Source organism: Arthrobacter sp. AIWTK1 (assembly GCF_056680535.1).
In genome coordinates, this window is the sequence record NZ_CM155287.1 from 4,254,962 (window position 1) to 4,271,970 (window position 17,009).

General features: G+C 67.7%; 16 protein-coding genes and 1 pseudogene. 7 read left to right on the forward strand and 10 right to left on the reverse strand.

The genetic code is table 11. The annotated features are described in order from the left end of the window. Positions 1-8: 8 nt before the first annotated feature. Together AC1MDG_RS19500 and AC1MDG_RS19505 are read right to left on the reverse strand one after the other, a co-directional pair. A complete protein-coding gene (locus AC1MDG_RS19500) occupies positions 9-1,316 on the reverse strand; it encodes an MFS transporter (RefSeq protein WP_479806164.1) in 1,308 nt (435 codons plus the stop codon). Between the two features lie 57 nt (positions 1,317-1,373). Continuing rightward, complete coding sequence (locus tag AC1MDG_RS19505) at positions 1,374-1,982, reverse strand: class I SAM-dependent methyltransferase (protein WP_479806166.1); 609 nt, start codon at positions 1,980-1,982, stop codon at positions 1,374-1,376. A gap of 86 nt (positions 1,983-2,068) precedes the next feature. Here AC1MDG_RS19505 and trmB point away from each other — a divergent pair, with 86 nt between their 5' ends. Together trmB and AC1MDG_RS19515 are read left to right on the forward strand one after the other, a co-directional pair. Continuing rightward, a complete protein-coding gene (gene trmB / locus AC1MDG_RS19510) occupies positions 2,069-3,028 on the forward strand; it encodes a tRNA (guanosine(46)-N7)-methyltransferase TrmB (protein WP_479806168.1) in 960 nt (319 codons plus the stop codon). Positions 3,029-3,034: 6 nt separating this feature from the next. Then, on the forward strand, positions 3,035-3,430 hold the full coding sequence (locus AC1MDG_RS19515; protein WP_052500640.1) for a hypothetical protein: 396 nt from the start codon (positions 3,035-3,037) through the stop codon (positions 3,428-3,430). Positions 3,431-3,438: 8 nt separating this feature from the next. On the opposite strand, the gene AC1MDG_RS19520 is transcribed toward AC1MDG_RS19515, so the two are convergent. Together AC1MDG_RS19520 and AC1MDG_RS19525 are read right to left on the reverse strand one after the other, a co-directional pair. Next, positions 3,439-3,885 (reverse strand): hypothetical protein, encoded by a 447-nt coding sequence (locus AC1MDG_RS19520; RefSeq protein ID WP_479806170.1) that lies wholly within the window; start codon positions 3,883-3,885, stop codon positions 3,439-3,441. Positions 3,886-3,960: 75 nt separating this feature from the next. Beyond that, a complete protein-coding gene (locus AC1MDG_RS19525) occupies positions 3,961-5,538 on the reverse strand; it encodes a hypothetical protein (protein WP_479806172.1) in 1,578 nt (525 codons plus the stop codon). A gap of 210 nt (positions 5,539-5,748) precedes the next feature. Here AC1MDG_RS19525 and AC1MDG_RS19530 point away from each other — a divergent pair, with 210 nt between their 5' ends. Both AC1MDG_RS19530 and AC1MDG_RS19535 read left to right on the forward strand, forming a co-directional pair. Continuing rightward, positions 5,749-6,639, forward strand: a complete 891-nt coding sequence (locus tag AC1MDG_RS19530) for a DUF1206 domain-containing protein (protein ID WP_479806174.1) — start codon at positions 5,749-5,751, stop codon at positions 6,637-6,639. Between the two features lie 50 nt (positions 6,640-6,689). After that, positions 6,690-7,169, forward strand: a complete 480-nt coding sequence (locus AC1MDG_RS19535) for an SRPBCC family protein (RefSeq protein WP_479806176.1) — start codon at positions 6,690-6,692, stop codon at positions 7,167-7,169. Positions 7,170-7,221: 52 nt separating this feature from the next. Here AC1MDG_RS19535 and AC1MDG_RS19540 read toward each other — a convergent pair whose 3' ends face one another. Genes AC1MDG_RS19540 through AC1MDG_RS19550 form a run of 3 tightly spaced genes read right to left on the reverse strand, consistent with a single transcriptional unit; the run spans position 7,222 to position 9,657 of the window. After that, positions 7,222-8,421 carry a pyridoxal phosphate-dependent aminotransferase gene (locus tag AC1MDG_RS19540; protein ID WP_479806178.1) on the reverse strand — a complete coding sequence of 400 codons (1,200 nt, stop codon included), beginning with the start codon at positions 8,419-8,421 and terminating at the stop codon, positions 7,222-7,224. A 31-nt stretch (positions 8,422-8,452) separates the two neighbouring features. After that, positions 8,453-9,160, reverse strand: coding sequence for an anti-sigma factor family protein (locus AC1MDG_RS19545; RefSeq protein ID WP_479806180.1), 708 nt, complete (start codon positions 9,158-9,160; stop codon positions 8,453-8,455). Further along, the gene (locus AC1MDG_RS19550) at positions 9,157-9,657 is read right to left on the reverse strand and encodes a sigma-70 family RNA polymerase sigma factor (RefSeq protein ID WP_479806182.1); all 501 of its coding nucleotides are present in this window, start codon (positions 9,655-9,657) and stop codon (positions 9,157-9,159) included. Before AC1MDG_RS19550 ends, AC1MDG_RS19545 begins: the two co-directional genes overlap by 4 nt. A 259-nt stretch (positions 9,658-9,916) precedes the next feature. On the opposite strand from AC1MDG_RS19550, the gene AC1MDG_RS19555 reads away from it, so the two are divergent. Then, positions 9,917-10,447: a COG4315 family predicted lipoprotein gene (locus tag AC1MDG_RS19555; RefSeq protein ID WP_479806184.1), complete on the forward strand. Its 531-nt coding sequence runs from the start codon at positions 9,917-9,919 to the stop codon at positions 10,445-10,447. Between the two features lie 36 nt (positions 10,448-10,483). Here AC1MDG_RS19555 and AC1MDG_RS19560 read toward each other — a convergent pair whose 3' ends face one another. The 3 genes from AC1MDG_RS19560 to AC1MDG_RS19570 all read right to left on the reverse strand — a co-directional run bounded on the left by AC1MDG_RS19560 (position 10,484) and on the right by AC1MDG_RS19570 (position 12,661). Next, complete coding sequence (locus AC1MDG_RS19560) at positions 10,484-11,329, reverse strand: hypothetical protein (RefSeq protein ID WP_479806186.1); 846 nt, start codon at positions 11,327-11,329, stop codon at positions 10,484-10,486. Continuing rightward, the gene (locus AC1MDG_RS19565; protein WP_479806188.1) at positions 11,322-11,879 is read right to left on the reverse strand and encodes an RNA polymerase sigma factor; all 558 of its coding nucleotides are present in this window, start codon (positions 11,877-11,879) and stop codon (positions 11,322-11,324) included. The genes AC1MDG_RS19560 and AC1MDG_RS19565 overlap by 8 nt, the downstream gene beginning before the upstream one ends. A 131-nt stretch (positions 11,880-12,010) precedes the next feature. After that, positions 12,011-12,661, reverse strand: a complete 651-nt coding sequence (locus tag AC1MDG_RS19570) for a protein tyrosine phosphatase (protein ID WP_479806190.1) — start codon at positions 12,659-12,661, stop codon at positions 12,011-12,013. Between the two features lie 294 nt (positions 12,662-12,955). On the opposite strand from AC1MDG_RS19570, the gene AC1MDG_RS19575 reads away from it, so the two are divergent. Together AC1MDG_RS19575 and AC1MDG_RS19580 are read left to right on the forward strand one after the other, a co-directional pair. Beyond that, positions 12,956-14,182 (forward strand): pyridoxal phosphate-dependent aminotransferase, encoded by a 1,227-nt coding sequence (locus AC1MDG_RS19575; protein ID WP_479806192.1) that lies wholly within the window; start codon positions 12,956-12,958, stop codon positions 14,180-14,182. A gap of 157 nt (positions 14,183-14,339) precedes the next feature. After that, positions 14,340-16,999 (forward strand): annotated as a pseudogene (locus AC1MDG_RS19580) (GH32 C-terminal domain-containing protein). Positions 17,000-17,009 lie beyond the last annotated feature (10 nt).

Here is a 17,009-nt window from a genome sequence, read left to right on the forward strand (position 1 = left end):
TCAGCCGGCTAACCGCCGATGAAGCGGTCCCGCCCGGCCCGGAAACCGAATACCGCGGCGAGCGACCCCACCACCAGGAACAGCACACCCGCCGCGGCGAAGGATCCCGTGGCCTGGTGCAGTTGGCCCACCATCAGCGTGCCCGTGGAGCCGACGCCGTAGCCCACGCCCTGCATCATGCCGGACAGGTGTGCCGCCGTGTGCCCGTCCCGGGTGCGCAGCATGATCATGGTGAGCGCCACGGCCGTCAGGCTGCCCTGCCCGAGGCCCAGCAGCCCGGTCCACACCCAGATGAAGTCCAGCGGCCCGAAAATGCTCAGCGCGAACCCGCCGCCGGTCATCAGGGCCACCACCGTGTTGATGGCCCGCTGGTCGCGGAACCGTGCGGCCAGCGCCGGCGCGAACAGCGAACCGAGCATCTGCAGGACGATGGACGCGGAGACGATCAGCCCGGCCGTCCCGCCGTCCACTCCGCGTTCCCGCAGGATGGGTGCCAGCCAGGCGAACACGCTGAAGGACATCATGGCCTGCAGCACCATGAAGATGGTCACCTGCCAGGCGACCGCCGAGCGCCAGACGTTGATGCCGTCGGCAACGGCCTGGTGCCGCGGGTGCCGCTGCCGGAGCGCCAGCGGAAGGAACAACAGAAGGACGACGGCGGCGGGCAGCGCCCAGAACCACAGCGCCGCCGCCCACTCCCCCGACGCACTGAAGACCGGGTAGGTGAACCCCGCACCCAGGGCGGCCGAGGCGCAGATTGCCGTGGTGTACAGCCCGCCCATCAGGCCCAGCCGGTGCGGGAAGTCGCGCTTCACCAGGCCGGGCAGCAGCACGTTGCACAGGGCGATCGCGGCACCACAGGCCGCTGTCCCGGCCAGCAGCGCCGGAAGGTGGCCGGGACCGGGCAGCTCAACCGGGCGCAGCAGCAGGCCGGCGGTGAGCACGGCCATGGCTCCAAGCAGCACCCGCTCGGCACCGAAACGCCGTGCAAGGACCGGCGCAAGCGGGGCGAAAACGCCCAGCAGGGTCACGGGCACCGTGGTGAGGACCACCACCGCCCAGCCCGGAAGACCGGCGTCGGCCGTCACTTCGGGCAGTACCGCGGAGAAGCTGGAAAAGACGGTGCGGAGGTTCAGCCCGATCAGGACCAGGCACACGCCCAGGTAGGCCAGGGCGCGGCGGCTGCCCACCCGGGTGGGCTCCGCTGCGGGGTCGTCATCGATCTCGGCGTCCACCAGCGTTCCGGCCCGGTCGCCCGGGCCGGTGCCGCTCAGGGAGGAGTCGTGGGAGCTTTTCGGTATGGTCACGGACCCCATTCTGGCAGGCCCCGTGGCGGCTGCGGTGTCAACACATCGTCACCCTCGGCGGTCCCGTCAGCTTCGGCTCAGGATCAAGTAGCGTTCGTCGCTGATCTCCTTGCCCCACAGCGCGGGGTCTGTCAGCGGCACCACCTCGGCGTGGTGGCGGTGCCGACGCACGAGTTCACTGCATTCTGCCGACGGTATGCCGGCGCCGGTCCCCCACAGCCCTTCCACGAGCAGCAATGTCCCTGGCTCCCGTAATAGCCTCGCCCACCGGCCCAGGGCGGCATCCGGATCGGGGAGTGCCCAGAGGACGTGGCGGGCCAGCACGACGTCGCAGCTCGCCGGAGGGTACGGCGGATCCGAGGCATCACCCTGCTGGAACTCCGCCGCCGCAGGCATCCCGGCGCCAGCCGCCTTGGCAGCCTTGACCCGGGCCGCATCCACCATCCGGCCCGACAGGTCCAGGCCCCGGACGCGGTGGCACGCCTCCGCCAACAGCAAGGACAGGCTGCCGGTGCCGCAGCCCAGGTCGGCGACCTCGCTGCCGGGCAGGGGAATCAGGGGCAAAAGCAGTTCCGCCCACGCCTGGCGGACGCCGGGATCGAGCAGGCCGTGGTCTGCTTCCCGGTCGAAATCCGCCGCCTGCCCGTCCCAGTAATCGCGCGTTGCGTCATCCATGCGGACAGTCTGCCACGGACCTCGGACAGGGAAAGCCGGCCCCTACCCATGCGGGCGGACGCCGGGACTCCTCTATTCTGGAAAGGATGAGTGAATCCCCAGAAACCCCCGAGCCCTCCCCTGCCCAGTCGCCGGAGGCCGCACCGGAGCAGCCGCAGGCAACACGCCCGGTGACTCCCGGCAGCCAGGCCTCGTTCGGTACGTACGGCGGCCGACCGGTCAGTTTCGTGCGCCGCGGAACCCGGCTGCAGGGCCGCCGCCAGCAGGCCTGGGAGGAACACTCGGACCGCTGGGCCGTGGATGTCCCGCGGCACATCGCCAACACGTCGGTGCACCCGGACTACGTGTTCGACGCCGAGGCGGAGTTTGGCAGGACGGCTCCTTTGATCGTGGAGATCGGATCGGGCCTGGGCGATGCCGTCTGCCACGCCGCCGAAGAGAACCCGGACTGGGACTTCCTGGCCGTGGAGGTGTACACCCCGGGCCTCGCGAACACCATGATCAAGATCAACAGCCGCAAGCTCAGCAACGTGCGCGTCGTGGAGGCCAACGCCCCGGAAGTCCTGGCCACCATGCTGCCCGCGGGTTCGGTCAGCGAGGTGTGGGTCTTCTTCCCCGACCCGTGGCACAAGTCGCGGCACCACAAGCGCCGGCTCATCCAGCCAGAGTTCGCCGCCCTCGTTGCCACGGCGCTGAAGCCCGGCGGCCTGTTCCGGGTGGCCACCGACTGGTCCAACTACGCCGTCCATGTCCGCGATGTGATGGCCGGCTCCGCCGACTTCGTGAACCTGCACGACGGCGAGCGCAGGGGCCCGGAAAGCCCGCTCACCCAGGTGTGGCAGTCCGGCGTCGAGTCCCTGGTGGGCGGGGCGCCGGTCAAGGAGGGCCGTGCCCCGGTGAGCACCGAACACACCGGCCCCAACGAAGGCGTGGACGAAACCGGCGGCTGGGCGCCGCGCTTCGAGGGCCGCATCCGGACCAGCTTCGAAAACAAGGCCCACGAAGCAGGCCGCCTCATCTTCGATCTGTGCTACCGGCGGCTATGATGCACCATGGCCTCCGCACAGCCCGCCGCCCCGCAACGCCCGTCCGCTGATTCGCGCGGGCTGGCGGCCGGCATCACCAGCCTGGTGTGTGCTGTGCTGGCACCGGTCGCGGCCATGGTGGGCCTGTCAACGTTCATCATGGCAGCCGCCGAGCCATTGATGGCGAACGTCCCGCTGGCGGACACCAGCGGCTATTGGGCGCTGCTGACCATTCTGGTGTGCCTGCTGGCCGGTCTGGTCCTTACCTCGGTGATCACCGGAATCGTGGCGATCAAACGGTCACGACGGATGAACGCAGGGAGGATCACCGGGCTCCTGGGCCTGGCTTTTACCACCTTCAACCTGACCGGCGGCATGTGGACCTGGGCGGGCCTGGCCGGCCCCTGGCCCCTCCTCGGCTAAGTGCCGCCTCAGCTCACCCTGATGGCGCCGACCACTTCCTTGAGCAGGCCGATCCGCGGCTCGAGCTGGGGGTCGACATACGGCCAGATCACCACCACACCGATGAACCGGTCCTTCTCCCACACGCCCACAGTGGCGGCCGCTTTCGCGTCGCCCCGCTGGTCGTCATAGCCGACGACGACGGCGTAGGCGGCTTTGCCGGGGAGGTTGAGTTCGCCCTCGGTCAGCAGGCTGCCGCCGCGCTCTTCAAGGTAGTGGGATGACATGAGGTGTGCCCAGCCGTTGGCCTCTGCCGGACCTTCAACGGAGGTGTCATCCTTGATGACGGTGACGAGGACGTCCCCCAGCAGCCCGTACTGTTCGGTGTTGGGGCCGGCGGTGGAGTCGTCCAGGATCAGGGTGTGCTCGGGGAAATCGGCCGTGAAACCGAGCGGGGATTCGATGTGGACTGTCATGGCTGGTGGTTGCTCCTTCAGCGGTAACTCAATATTTGCAGGGCAGGCGCGGCGTTTGCCGGGCAGGCGGCGGAACTACAGCCGGGACAGCTTGGTGTCGTTCGGGACCTTCTGGTACGTACTGACGTTGGTGCTGACCTGGTTCTCCGTGCTGACCTTGACCTCGCCGGCCTTGACGTCGAAACCGGCCTCGCTGGACGCCGTGACCACACTGTTCACCTGGACCGTGGCCGACCCGGCCTCGTAGAGCTTCGCGGCGTCCCTGGCCGCTGCGGCGTCGTTCCCCAGGGCCACGTTCTTCATGTAGCTGTCGATCACTGCGCTGTTTTCCGGCGTGTAGTCGATGTCGATCTTGACGGTGCCCTGCGTGCCTGCGGTCACGCTGGATTCCACGCTGCCGGCTTTGACATCCATGCCCTCCTTGACGCCCTGCGCCACGGTACCTTCCATGGACAGGGACACCGAACTGAGGTTGTTCTCCTTGTCCATGTTCAGCTCCAGGCCGCCCTTGCCCGAAGCCTCGAACGTCCGGCCGTCCAGGTCCAGGTTGCCTTTCGCGGACACTTCCACGCTGCCCTTGGATGTACCGTCACTGAGGTTCTTCTCATAGGCCAGTTCCAGCTTCGCGGAGGCGGCGGCATCGGCCGAATCGGCCCCTGCCTCAAAGCTCAGCGACCCCTTGGCTTTGTCCTCGTGGCCGCTGGAGCCGTTATCCGAGGCGGCCTCGTTCAGGGTGTCCAGGATGTAGTCCGGCGGGTTGCCGGCCACGTCCTTGATATCGCCCACGCTGTCCGGCGGAAGGTCCGCGTACATCTGGTTCCGGGCCGCCATGGCTTCTTCAATGCTGTCGAAGGTGTACTCGCGGGCCACTTCGCCGGTCAGGGTGGCACCGGCGGACCCCGTAGCGTCGTTCACGCCCAGGCCCATGTTGCCGTACACCTTCACGGTGGCCGAGCCGTCCGCGTTTTCCACCACCTCGGTGCCCACCTCGGCGCCGCCGTGGACCCACAGGACGCGGGCTTCGATGGAGGCCTTGCCCGTCTCGGTGTAGACGGGGATGTCTTCCTTGGCCAGCTCCAGCAGGTGCTGCCGCGCGAGGTCCTGCGCTGAGGCCGGGATACCGCCGTCCATGGCCATCAGGTCCCTGGCTAGCGGGCCGTCCGGGCCTTCGCCCTCGATCAGGTACTTCTTGTCCGCGGCGGAGAGGCTGTCCCACCACTTGGCCTGTTCCTCGGGGCTGGCCCCGGCCATCGTGTCCAGCTGGCCCCGGAGGTCGGCGCGGTGTTCGGCAGCCTCGCGGGCAGCTTCGAGTTTTTCCTGCACCCAATTCTTTGCCTGGTCAAGCAGGCCCGGGAGCCCGCCCGTCCCCGCGCCGGTTCCGCCGGTGCCCGCCGCGGAGGATTTTTCCTGTTCCTCGGCGTGCTGGAGGAGGATCTTCGAGTTCTGCCGGAGGCTTGCCACCACCCGCTCGATGCTGGGGCGGTGGCTGCCGGTCCACTCCTGCCGGAAACGCTCGCCGTCGCCGCCTTTCCACGGGGCGTTAAGGATCTGGCTCTGCAGCGAGGTGGCCCTGGTGCTGAGCTGCGAAGCAGCTTTGTCTGCGGCCTTGGCCAAGGCGCGAAGCTGACTGACGTCAGCACCGTAAAAAGTCATGGTGTCTCCCCAGAGAGTGATGCAGGTGCGAGGTGGTGGCTGGTCCATATCGTGCCACGTTGCACCAGGGGGTGCCATGGGCATCACTCCCCATGCGGCCCCTCCGGCAGGCAGGGGCACTCCGCCCCCACCGCCGTACCTCACGTCCCGGAGCGGGAAACGGGGCAGGTCACTTCGCCCGGACGGGGAGCTGTTCCGGAGCCGGTTCCCGTGGCACGATTGGCCTCTAACACCAACGGCGGGACAAACCCGCAGCGACGAGAACTGCACGAGGATCCGGACATCAAAAAAGAACTGAGAGAAGCCGCCGGGACGGCTGAGGAAGTCACCAATTCGCGTCCGCTGGAGATCATGGCCCGGGCCGGCTTCGCCGTGAGCGGCATCCTGCATTTCCTGGTGGGTGCCATCGCCATCCGCCTGGCGATGGGCGGCGAAGGCAAGGCGGACGTCAGCGGTGCCGTGGAGGAACTCTCCGGCCAGCCGGCCGGGCCCATCCTGCTGTGGAGCAGCTTCGCCGCCTGCGTTGCGCTCGCCATCTGGCAGACCAGCGATGCGATCTTCGACTTCAGCCACCTGCCAAAGCGCGAAAAAATCGGCAAGAAACTTAAGGCAGCGGGCCAGGCCGTGGTCTTTGCCGGCTTCGCCGTTACGCTCGCCTCGTTCGCCATCGGCACCGGGAAGGACAACAGCCGGTCCACCAGCGATTTCACCATTGCGCTGATGAAAGCCCCCGGCGGGGTTGCGCTGCTGATTGCCATCGGCGCCGCGGTGGCCATCACAGGGATTGTGTATGGGATCCGCGGCGTCCGGAAGTCGTTCGAAAAGAACCTCAGGATGCCTGCCCCGGGCACCACGCGTACTGCCGTCAGTGTCCTGGGCGTGGTGGGTTACGTCGCGAAGGGCTTCGCGCTGCTGCTGGTGGGCCTGCTGATTGTCATCGCCACCATCCGGTCACACCCGGAGGAATCCACCGGGCTCGACGGCGGCCTGAAGGCCCTGCGGGACCAGCCGTTCGGGCTCTATCTGCTGGCCGCCGCCGGAATCGGCCTGATCTGCTACGGCGTCTATTCCATGATGCGGGCAAAACTGGCCAAGATGTGAGCCGCCTGCGTCCGCCCGGGCCGCCCGGGCCGCCCCGCTAGGGTGGACGCATGCCCCAGGTACGCGCCGAACGATTCATCCGACTCGATCCTGAGACCGCCTTTGCGTTCTCCCAGTCCACCGGTGACTTCCGGTTGAAGTGGGATCCCTTCATCTGGTCGCAGGGCTGGCTGGACGGCGCCCGGGCTGCCGGCAAGGGCGTGCGCACCCGGACGGTGTCGAATATGGGCATGGTGATGGTGAGCGAATACGTCTCCTTCGCACCGCCCCGGAACGTGGGCATGACCATGGTGTCCGGGCCGTGGTTCTTCGGCAACTTTGGCGGCGGGTGGCGTTTCACCCCGGCCGACGGCGGGACCCGGGCGGTCTGGAAATACACCTTTTCCTGCCGGCCGGCATGGTTGCGGCCCGCGGCTGAGCGAATCGGCAGCTGGCTGCTGGGCCGCGAGATCGAAAAGCGCATCGAGGCTTTCGCCCGGGCGTGCGAGGACCCGCAGCTCGTGGCGGAGTTCCGCAGCCTGACGCCCTAGCACCCCGCGAAGTCGCCCGAGTTCGTGGCTCCGGGCCGCGAACTGCGTGACGTCACGCCGTCGCCGGGCCGAACCCGCGAACCGGTTCCGGGGCCTCCAGGGCGGCCCGTACCCGTGCCCCGATGCCCTGCAGCCGCGCCAGGGGTTCGGTGGCGTAGACCAGGCGCACGTACCTTGGCGCCACGTCCTGGCCCCACGCCGTCATGGGGGTCGCGGCGATCCGGCCGGCAGCCAGGAGCCGCCGGGAGAGTTCCGGTGCCCTCAGCCCCAGTGCCTCGGCATCCAGCAGCATCGACCAGCCGCCCTCGGGTATCACCACGGGAAGTCCGGCCAGCTCGGCGGCAACGAGGTCGCGGCGCGACTGCCATTCCTGGACGGCGCCGGCAATTCCGTCGTCGCTGTTGGTGAGGGCAGCGAGGACCCCGGCCTGGCCAAAGCCGCTGGCCACGGTGGTGTTGTAGATCGCCGCGAGGGCCACGTCGCCCATGACCTCCGCGGGGCCGGCCGCCCAGCCGACCCGCCAGCCGATCATGCGGTAGTTCTTGGAGACCCCGCCGAGCGTGATGGTGCGCGGCGCCAGTTCGGGGAACGACGCCGGATGCCGGTACGGCAGTCCGTCGAACAGGATCCGGTCCATGGCGGCGTCGTACAGCAGCCAGCAGTCCGCGTGCTGGCAGGCGTCGCGGACGGCGCCCCACTCGGCGTCGTTGAGAACGTGGCCGGACGGCATGGACGGGCTCATCAGGAGGACGGCCCGGGTGCGGGCGGAAACCGCCGCCGCCAGCCGTGCCGGATCGAGGCGCCAGCGTCCGCCCGAAACCACGAGCGGGACGAACACGGGCACTGCCCCTGCCAGGCGAACCCTGTTGATCATGCCCGCATAGGTGGGATCCGTGAGGATCACTTCGTCGCCGTGGTCCACGGTTGCCAGGAGCACGCTCAGCATTCCGGCGAGCGCGCCGCCGGTAATCACCACCTCGGAGCGTGGATCGTAGGAAAGCCCGGTCTGCTGCCGGAGGCGGTGCGCCACGGCCTGGCGGAGGGCCAGCGTGCCGGTGAAGGGGAGCCAGCTGTTCGCGGCCTTGTTTCCGACTGCCTCGCGGGTGGCGATGATGGCCGACGGCGGCGGCGCGATGTCCGTGTCCAGGTTCTCCATGCGGAGCACGTCGGGATCACCACCGACGGCGGCTGCCACCTTGTCGATGCCAAAGGGCTGAATCCGGGCGAACCGCCCGGTCCTGCCGCGGACCATGTGCCCAGCGTCCCACCGGCCGCGGAGCGCGTCAATGGGCTCCGGACGAGCCGTCCACCATGGAAATGACGGCCACTGTCTGCTGGCCCTCGTTGCGCAGTTCCACGCTGCTGATCCGGCTGATCTGGACGGGCGTGGCCCCCGTGATCCTGGACCGGCCACCGGGCGTCGCGGACCAGCTGCACGCCCGGTCCTCGGTGCCGTCCTCGCCCTTGACCCACAGGGACAGGGTGCCCTGGGTGGGAAGGCTGGTGCCGGAAAACGAGACCTCAGTCCCCCATGCCTTCTTCATCAGGGCAAGCTGGACCTGGAGGCCGCCCGGGGCCTCCACGGAGTAGCTCGCGTCCGGCCGGGGCGGCTGGTTGACCAGTGGCGCAGCCAGCACCCCCAATGCCAGGCACGCGGCGGCTACCGCCCCGACGAATGCCACCCGCCGCCGTCGCGATTTCCGCCGCCGTACTGCCAGTTCATCCAGCAGCGCGGCGGGCTCCCCCGCGGAAGCTGCTGCCCCCAACGAAGTAGCTTCCGCGGTTGCCGCCGCGGCCGACGGCCCGGTCAGGGCGACGGCGTCGGCAACAGGCAGGGCATCCAGCAGCGCCGGCAGGCTGGCGAGTTCGTCCAGCTCCCGGCGGCAGTCGGCGCACCCTGCCAGATGCTGCTCGAACCGCAGCGCTTCAGCCGGTTCCAGGCCGCCCAGCAGGTACGCTCCCAGCAGGTGGTGCACGTCCGCGCTGCTCACCGCTGCACCCCCCTTTCGTCCAGGATGGTCCGCAGCGCCCGCACCGCGTAGAACGCACGGGACTTCACCGTCCCGGCGGGGATGTTCAGCTCCACGGCCGTTTCCGCGACAGTGCAGCGGCGGTAGTGCAGTGCCACCAGGACGTCCCGGTGTTCGGTGCTTAGCCGGAGCAGGGCCTCCTCCATCAGGACGCGGTTGAGCAGTTCGTCAACGCGTTCGCTGGCTTCCGCGGGATCCGCCACATCCCGTTCGGCCCCCTCGAGGGGACGGCGCTGGGCCTTCCGGTAGTTGTCGATCATGATGTTCCGTGCGGTGCGGAAAAGGTAGCTCCGCAGGCTGCCGGTAATCTCCGGAGCCTGCTGCCAGACGCGGAGCACGGTTTCCTGGACGACGTCCTCAGCCAGGTGCGGATCCCGGCAGGCACTCAGCACAAAGCGCCGCAGCGCCGGGCCGTGCTCCCGGTAAATCGCTGCCACGACGTCTTCATCGAGCGGCATCCCCGCCCCTCCCGCTGTTCTGATGGTGCCCTGCATGGTGTGTGCTGCCTTGCGCTGCCGCGGCGGGCCGGACGCCCGCCATTCCCCACTTATGACGCCGTCCGGCCGCAAACGGTTCACCGGTGCACACGGTACGGAGCAGCCGCTGCCATCCGTTCCGCTTGTGAACCATTCTGTTCCCTGGCACGTCGTACCGGGTAGCGCCGGCCCGCATTGATTCCCGCACCGTTTTGGCCGGCACGAATCCAAGGAGCCGAACATGAAGAAACACTGGGGCACCGGGCTGTACATTGTGGCGCTGGCCGCGGCACTCACCGCCTGTGGCGGCGGAACCGGACCTTCGACGCCCACCACTGCGGGAGGTTCGACGACGTCGGCGTCCACTCCCGCGGCAACGTCGTCGTCCCCCGTCCCCGCAGGAGCAGCCGAACTGAAGACGGCGTCATCGGCCGCCGGCCAAATCGTGGTGGACGCAAAAGGCATGAGCGTCTACTTCTTCACCAAGGACGTGAAGGACTCCGCCACCAGCGCGTGCACCGGTGCCTGCATCGCCGCATGGCCGCCTGTGCTCACGGAATCGGACGCTCCCGCTGTTGAGGGCGTCACCGGCACCGTGGCAACAATCCCGACGCCGGAGGGCAAGAAGCAGGTGACGATCAACGGCCTGCCTGTGTACTACTACGTCAAGGACAAGGCCGCAGGTGACATCACCGGCCAGGGCGTCAACGATGTCTGGTACCTGGTCAGCCCGGCGGGAGACATGGTGAAGGCCGCCGCCGGCGGCTACTAGCCGCCGGTTGACCCGGCGCCTCCCCGGCACCCGCGATCAGCGGCTCGGGGACGGAACCGGCAGCTCGGGGACGGGCAGCTCCACCGGCGGCGTGGGAACAAGCTCGGACGGATCCGGGCTCACGGGGGCAGCCGGGAGCGGTTTCCCCGTGGACAGGTGCCCCGGAACGGTTCCCGGGTCGAGGGGCTCGGGTTCCCCCGGCAGGGTGTGTCCGGGCGTGCGGGCCGTGCCCGGCGAGGGTGCGGCGGTTTCCCCTGCGCTGCCCTGACCGGATTGCCCGCCGCCGGCTGACCCGCCGTCCGCCGGCGACGGCACCGGTGAAGCGGGCGCGGGCGAACCCGGCGTCGTTCCGCCGGTCCCCGGCAACGGCTGGCCGGAAGTGTTGCCGCCGTTTCCCGGAGTCAGGGTCCCCACGAAGAAGGTCACGGCATGACCGACGTTGCCCAGGGTGTGGCGGAAGTTTTCATCGGAGGCTGCCGCAGCGGCACCTCCGGCGGCCAGGGCAGCCGCGACGGATAGGGCCGTCAGAGGCAGCCGGCGTTTGCGCCGCCGTCGGGCAGCCAGTTCATCCACGGCCGGCTGGCCAGGAGCAGGTTCGTCGGAGGCCGCAGCGGCGGCCGGCAGCGCCCTGGTGGGTGCGGCGGCGGGCAGCGCCCTGGTGGGTGCGGGAACGGCAGCTTCAGCGGGAACAGCGGGAACCGCTCTCAGCGTTGCGGCCGGCGCCATCAGCGCTTCCACCGCGGCGGACGGCCGGGGGCTGTCGGCGGCCAGTGCACGCAGTTCCAGCAGAACGGGGCCAAGATCGCCGGCGTCGTCCATGCCGGCGTCGGCCAGCAGTTCGTCGATGATCCGCTGGTTCCGGGATGAGGAGTTGTCACTCATGATGTGCCTGGCTTCCTGTTGAGGCGCGTTCCCTGAGGGCGCTGAGCGCCCGGCGATGCAACTGTTTGACTGCTCCCGGCGTCCTGCCCATGACCTCGGCGGCCTGTTCCACGGACAGGTCCGCCACCACTCTCAGGGCGAGGACTTCCTGGTGGTCCGGGCTGAGTCCCTCGAGGAGGGCTCCCGCACCGCCGCCGTCCACCTTCGCGAGCGCCAGCTCCTCGGCCGAGGCCGAGCTTCGTCCGTCGAGGTCTGACTCATAAGGACTGAGGACCGGTGTGCGCTCGTTGCGGCGGTAGTGGTCCACCATCCGCGCGTGCGCAATGGAGAAAATGAGCGACTTGGCGCCCTGAAGTCCGCCGCTCAGGCCCTTAAGCTTCGGATAGAAGGCCAGGAACACGTCCTGCGTGACCGCCTCGGGATCATCCACTCCGCGCGCCCTCAGGTAACCGAGGACGGCGCCGGAGAACTTTCGGTAGACAAGGGTGAACATCACGGCGGGGTCGGCCCCGTCCGTGTGCACGTATTCATCTGCCAAAGTGTTGAGCACCCTAAGGCTCCTCCATCCCGCGCAGCGCGGTCACATTTGTCCGAGGTTCGGAAGGCTGCGAACCTGCGCCGGTTGCACCGCGGGACTTCCGCCACAGCGAAAAGTCCCGCGGTCCACCATAGGTGCCTGTGTTACGGACGGCCAGCTGAGGTGGGCAGCTCCGGGAGCTGGGTGGGGACCTCGGCGGGGAGTTCCGGGGCTGCCGGAACCGCTGCCTGGGTGGGCAGCTCGGGGGCTTCCGGAACCTCCGGAGCCTCAACGTCGGCTGCGGCCTCGCCAGAGCCTGCACCTTCTACCTTGTTGCCCTCGGACTTGGCAGCTGCCTTGCCTTCGGCCGTCACGTCCGCGCAGTAGCCTTCGATGTTGGCTTCGCCCTCAGCGGCGATGGCCAGCGACTTGAAGCCGGTGGAGGATGCGTCCAGGCCGCCCTTGGTGAAGGCGGTGCACAGGCCGTAGGCGGCGGGGCCGGTGGCGTCCGGGCCGACGGCGGTTGCCGAGGCGTCTGCGCTGGCGTCCTCATCGGAGCCGGTTGCTGCGGCATCTGCCGAAGCGGACGGCGTGGCAGAAGCGGAAGCTTCGGCGGTGGCGTCGGCCGTGGCGGTCTCGGACACGCCGCCGACGTGCGGGGCGGGGGCGCCGAGCAGTTCGTGGGCGCTCTGCTGAACGTCAGAAGGAAGCGCTCCGGCAAAGGCGGCTGCGCCGGTGCCACCGACCGCCAGCGTACCGGCCGCCAATGCGCTCGCGGCAACCTTACTAGTGGCAAAAACAGTGAACAAGGACATGAAACCCTCCGAAAACATATACAACAGTGTCAGTAACGGCCAGGTTGGATCCGGCCACTCAAGCGGTGCGGACGAGGTCCACACTCCCCTTACATCGCTGCGGGTTCCGGAAAAGTTACGCGGTGCCCAAAATTCTTTTGCGGGCCCCGGGCGGGCAAGGGGTACCGGAGCGGCATCAGGATCAAAAGACGGGCAAGCCGACCGATCCTAGGAACGCCGCGAAGACCCGGCAGACCCGGCTGCGGCAAGCTCAAACGCAGGTGCTGTCCTGCCCGGGCTGTGAAAAGATCAAGCATGCGTCCCATGCAGCACTCCAGCAAACTCCAGAACGTCCGCTACGAACTCCGCGGACCCATCCTCCAGGCGGCGAAGGAGATGGAAGCCGAAGGGCACCGCATCCTCAAGATGAATCTTGGCGACACCGCGCCTTTCGGGCCGGAGACCCCCGAGTCGGTGGTGGTGGACATGATCCACCACCTGCGCGGGGCGCAGGGCTACAGCGATTCCAAGGGAATCTTCTCGGCGCGCACGGCCATCTCGCAGTATTACCAGACCCGCGGCCTGATGCAGATCGGCGTCGAGGACATCTTCATCGGCAACGGCGTCAGCGAACTCATTTCCATGTGCCTCCAGGCCTTCATGGAAAACGGCGACGAAATCCTCATTCCGGCCCCCGATTACCCGCTGTGGACAGCGGCCGTCACGCTGACCGGCGGCAAGCCGGTGCACTACCTGTGCGACGAGGACGAGCACTGGTGGCCGGACATGGCCGACGTCGAAGCAAAGATCACCAGGCGCACCAAGGCAATCGTGATCATCAACCCGAACAACCCCACAGGGGCCGTGTACCCGCGGCACATCCTGGAGCAGTTTGCGGCGTTGGCGCGCAAACACCATCTGGTGCTGTTCTCGGACGAGATCTACGAAAAGATCCTGTACGAGGAGGCCCGGCACATCCATACCGCCTCAGTGGCCGAGGACATCTGCGTCCTGACTTTCAGCGGCCTCTCCAAGGCCTACCGGATGCCGGGGTACCGCGCAGGCTGGGTGGCCGTCACGGGCCCGCTTGCGGCGACGCTGGCCTACCGGGAGGGCCTGGAGCTGCTGGCTTCCCTGCGCCTGTGCCCCAATGTGCCCGCCCAGCACGCGATCCAGACGTGCCTTGGCGGCTACCAGAGCATCGAGGCCCTGGTCCGGCCGGGCGGCCGTCTCCGCGAGCAGCGGGACCGCGCCCACAAGCTGCTCACGGCCATTCCCGGCGTCACGTGTGTCCCCGCGTCGGCAGCCATGTACCTGTTTCCCCGCCTCGACCCGGAGCTCTACCCCTTCAAGAGCGACGAACAGTTTGTCCTGGACCTCCTGCGTGAACAGAAAATCCTGGTCTCGCACGGCACTGCGTTCAACTGGCCCCGGCCGGACCACTTCCGCTTCGTCATCCTCCCGTCGGTGGAGGACATCGAGGAAGCAGTCCGAAGGATCGCCGCGTTCCTCGCCTCGTACCGGACCGGCGTGGAGGACTAGGAACCGCCGGGGACCAGCGACGCCGGGGTGGTCCTGCCCGCCGCGCTCTGCCGTGCCTTCTTCGATCTGTCGCGTACCAGTCCGTTGACTTGTCTCGTGGACTTAATTTAGCGTTCCCTCCACTGACAACGTTGTCTTTCTGGGAAAGGCACGCGCGATGAAGGGCGACCTCAGCACTATGCACACAACACGAAGCCTTGGCCTGCGGGCAGTCACCGCCGTGGCACTGGCAGGCCTGGCCCTTGGCGGCGCCTTGGCCGGGGCCATCCCGGCCGGAGCGTCAACCACTCCGGGTGAAGAACAGTACCGCCCGGCCGTCCATTTCTCGCCGGAGAAGAACTGGATGAACGATCCCAACGGGATGGTCTTCTACAAGGGCGTCTACCATCTCTACTACCAGCACAACCCGTCCGGGAACACCTGGGGGAACATGTCCTGGGGGCACGCGACGTCCACTGACCTGGTCCATTGGAAGGAGCAACCGCTGGCGATCCCTACGGATGACCAGCAGGACATCTTCTCCGGCAGCGTGGTGGTGGACAAGAACAACTCCTCCGGCTTCGGCACCGCGACGAATCCTCCCCTGGTGGCGATTTTTACCAGCGCCTACAAGGACGCATCCCCGCACCGCGGGCTGCAGGCGCAGTCCCTGGCGTACAGCCTGGACCAGGGCCAGACCTGGACCAAGTACGGCCAAAACCCTGTCCTCAACCGCAACTCAGCCAACTTCCGCGACCCGAAGGTCTTCTGGTACGACACCCCCGACGGTGGCTACTGGGTGATGACCGCCGTGGAGGCACTGGACCACAAGGTGCTCCTCTACAAGTCCGATAACCTCAAGGACTGGACCGAGCTGAGCTCCTTCGGGCCGGCGAACGCAACTGGGGGCCTATGGGAATGCCCTGACCTGTTTCCATTGGCCGTGGACGGAAATCCGGATAACGTCAAGTGGGTCATGGTGGTGAACATCAATCCTGGCGGCGTAGCGGGCGGTTCTGCAGGGCAGTACTTCGTGGGTGACTTTGACGGCACCGCGTTCACTGCGGACACCACAGACCCCGTGGATTCCCTCCCGGCCGGAACTCCGCTGGCCGGTTTCAACGACGGAAGTTATGGCGGCTGGACGGTCAACAACGAGCAAGGAAACTGGAAGAACGGTCCGTTTGCCATACGCCGGCACAGGGAACACTGGCAGGACAGAACCAGGTCACCGGCTATGCCGGAGCCGGCCTGGTCAATTCCTTCAACGACGGCGACTGGCCGCTGGGCTCCATGAGTTCACCGGCGTTCACGGTCGGCAGTGACTACATCAACTTCCTCGTGGGCGGCGGACAGCATCCCCGCATCTCGGACAAGCTGGATAACAATGCCCCGGCCGGGGACCTGTTGTTCAACGGCTTCGAGGTTCCGGACGGCAGCACACTGGCCGACGCCGGCTGGACCGGAACCGCGGACCTGGAGCCCGGCTTCCAGCCGGCCACGGCAGGCGGCGACTACTTTATCGGGGCCAAGCGGATCAACACCTTCGAAGCGGGCGGCGCCCCGGGTGATGACCGCCAGGGCACCCTCACGTCCCCGGCTTTCACCGTCTCCCGAAACTTCATGAGCATGCTCGTCGGCGGCGGGCAACGCGCCACTGACTCCGGGGAAGTCCTGGAAGCCCAGCTCCTGATCGATGGCAACGTTGTCAGAAGGCTCAGCGGAGACAACACCGGCTCGCTCAACTGGAAGGGCTGGGACGTTTCGGAGTTCGCCGGCCGGAGCGCACAGCTCAGGGTCGTGGACCAGGCCGCCGGTGGGTGGGGACACCTCACCCTTGACCACGTCATGCTGACCGACCAGGCGGCCATCCCCCGCTCGGACGAAACCACAGTCAACCTCGTGGTGGACGGGCAAGTAGTCCGGTCCGCCACGGGAGCCAACAGCGAAGTCCTGGACTGGGCATCGTGGAATGTCGCGGAGTTTAGGGGCCGCCAGGCCAGCATCCGGATCGTGGACAACAACCGCTTCGGCTGGGGGCACATCCTGGCCGATGAGTTCATTGCCTCGGCACAGCCGGCCCAGCCGCGGCTGCAGGCCTATGACTGGCTGGACTACGGCCGCGACTACTACGCCTCGGTTTCCTTCAGCAACATGCCCCAGAGCAAGCGGGTCATGCTCGGATGGATGAACAACTGGGATTACGCCAACCTCGTCCCCACTTCCCCTTGGCGCAGCGCCATGTCACTCCCCCGCGAAGTGGGCCTCACGCAAACGGCTGACGGGCCCCGGCTGACTCAGAAGGTGGCGAGCCAGGTGGACAAGCTGGCCGCCAAGTCTTCCTACAGTGAGAAGACGGCCCGCAGCATTGCACCGGGCGTCCACCCGCTCCCAGCCTCGGCGTCCGGCGATGTGCAAAGGATCGATGTCACGTTCGCCCCGGGAACGGCAGCCAAGTCCGGCATAACGGTCCTGGGAGACGGAACAACGTCCACTGAGATCGGCTACGACGCAGCAACCGGCGAGGTCTACGTGGACCGGAGCAATTCCGGCAACACCGGCTTCCACCCACTGTTCACGTCGGTGGACTCGGCGCCGGTGACCGTTGATGGACGCGGCAACGTGACCCTGCGGATCTACGTCGACCGCGCGTCGGTGGAGGTCTTTGCCCAGAACGGCCTGCGAACCATTACGGACCAGGTGTTTCCGGGTGCCGGCGCCGGCCAGGTGGCCCTCTTTGCCGAAGGCGGCACGGCCAGGGTCACGTCGCTCACGGTAACCCCGCTTCGGCCATCCATGTTTGCCCCCGCACTCAGTACGGGGAAGAACAGCAAGTAGTTGCACCACC

Bases quoted from the DNA above. Each gene is read 5' to 3' on its own strand.
- AC1MDG_RS19500 (WP_479806164.1), bottom strand. From the start codon at position 1,316: ATGGGGTCCGTGACCATACCGAAAAGCTCCCACGACTCCTCCCTGAGC.
- AC1MDG_RS19505 (WP_479806166.1), bottom strand. From the start codon at position 1,982: ATGGATGACGCAACGCGCGATTACTGGGACGGGCAGGCGGCGGATTTC.
- trmB (WP_479806168.1), top strand. From the start codon at position 2,069: ATGAGTGAATCCCCAGAAACCCCCGAGCCCTCCCCTGCCCAGTCGCCG.
- AC1MDG_RS19515 (WP_052500640.1), top strand. From the start codon at position 3,035: ATGGCCTCCGCACAGCCCGCCGCCCCGCAACGCCCGTCCGCTGATTCG.
- AC1MDG_RS19520 (WP_479806170.1), bottom strand. From the start codon at position 3,885: ATGACAGTCCACATCGAATCCCCGCTCGGTTTCACGGCCGATTTCCCC.
- AC1MDG_RS19525 (WP_479806172.1), bottom strand. From the start codon at position 5,538: ATGACTTTTTACGGTGCTGACGTCAGTCAGCTTCGCGCCTTGGCCAAG.
- AC1MDG_RS19535 (WP_479806176.1), top strand. From the start codon at position 6,690: ATGCCCCAGGTACGCGCCGAACGATTCATCCGACTCGATCCTGAGACC.
- AC1MDG_RS19540 (WP_479806178.1), bottom strand. From the start codon at position 8,421: ATGGTCCGCGGCAGGACCGGGCGGTTCGCCCGGATTCAGCCCTTTGGC.
- AC1MDG_RS19550 (WP_479806182.1), bottom strand. From the start codon at position 9,657: ATGCCGCTCGATGAAGACGTCGTGGCAGCGATTTACCGGGAGCACGGC.
- AC1MDG_RS19555 (WP_479806184.1), top strand. From the start codon at position 9,917: ATGAAGAAACACTGGGGCACCGGGCTGTACATTGTGGCGCTGGCCGCG.
- AC1MDG_RS19560 (WP_479806186.1), bottom strand. From the start codon at position 11,329: ATGAGTGACAACTCCTCATCCCGGAACCAGCGGATCATCGACGAACTG.
- AC1MDG_RS19570 (WP_479806190.1), bottom strand. From the start codon at position 12,661: ATGTCCTTGTTCACTGTTTTTGCCACTAGTAAGGTTGCCGCGAGCGCA.
- AC1MDG_RS19575 (WP_479806192.1), top strand. From the start codon at position 12,956: ATGCGTCCCATGCAGCACTCCAGCAAACTCCAGAACGTCCGCTACGAA.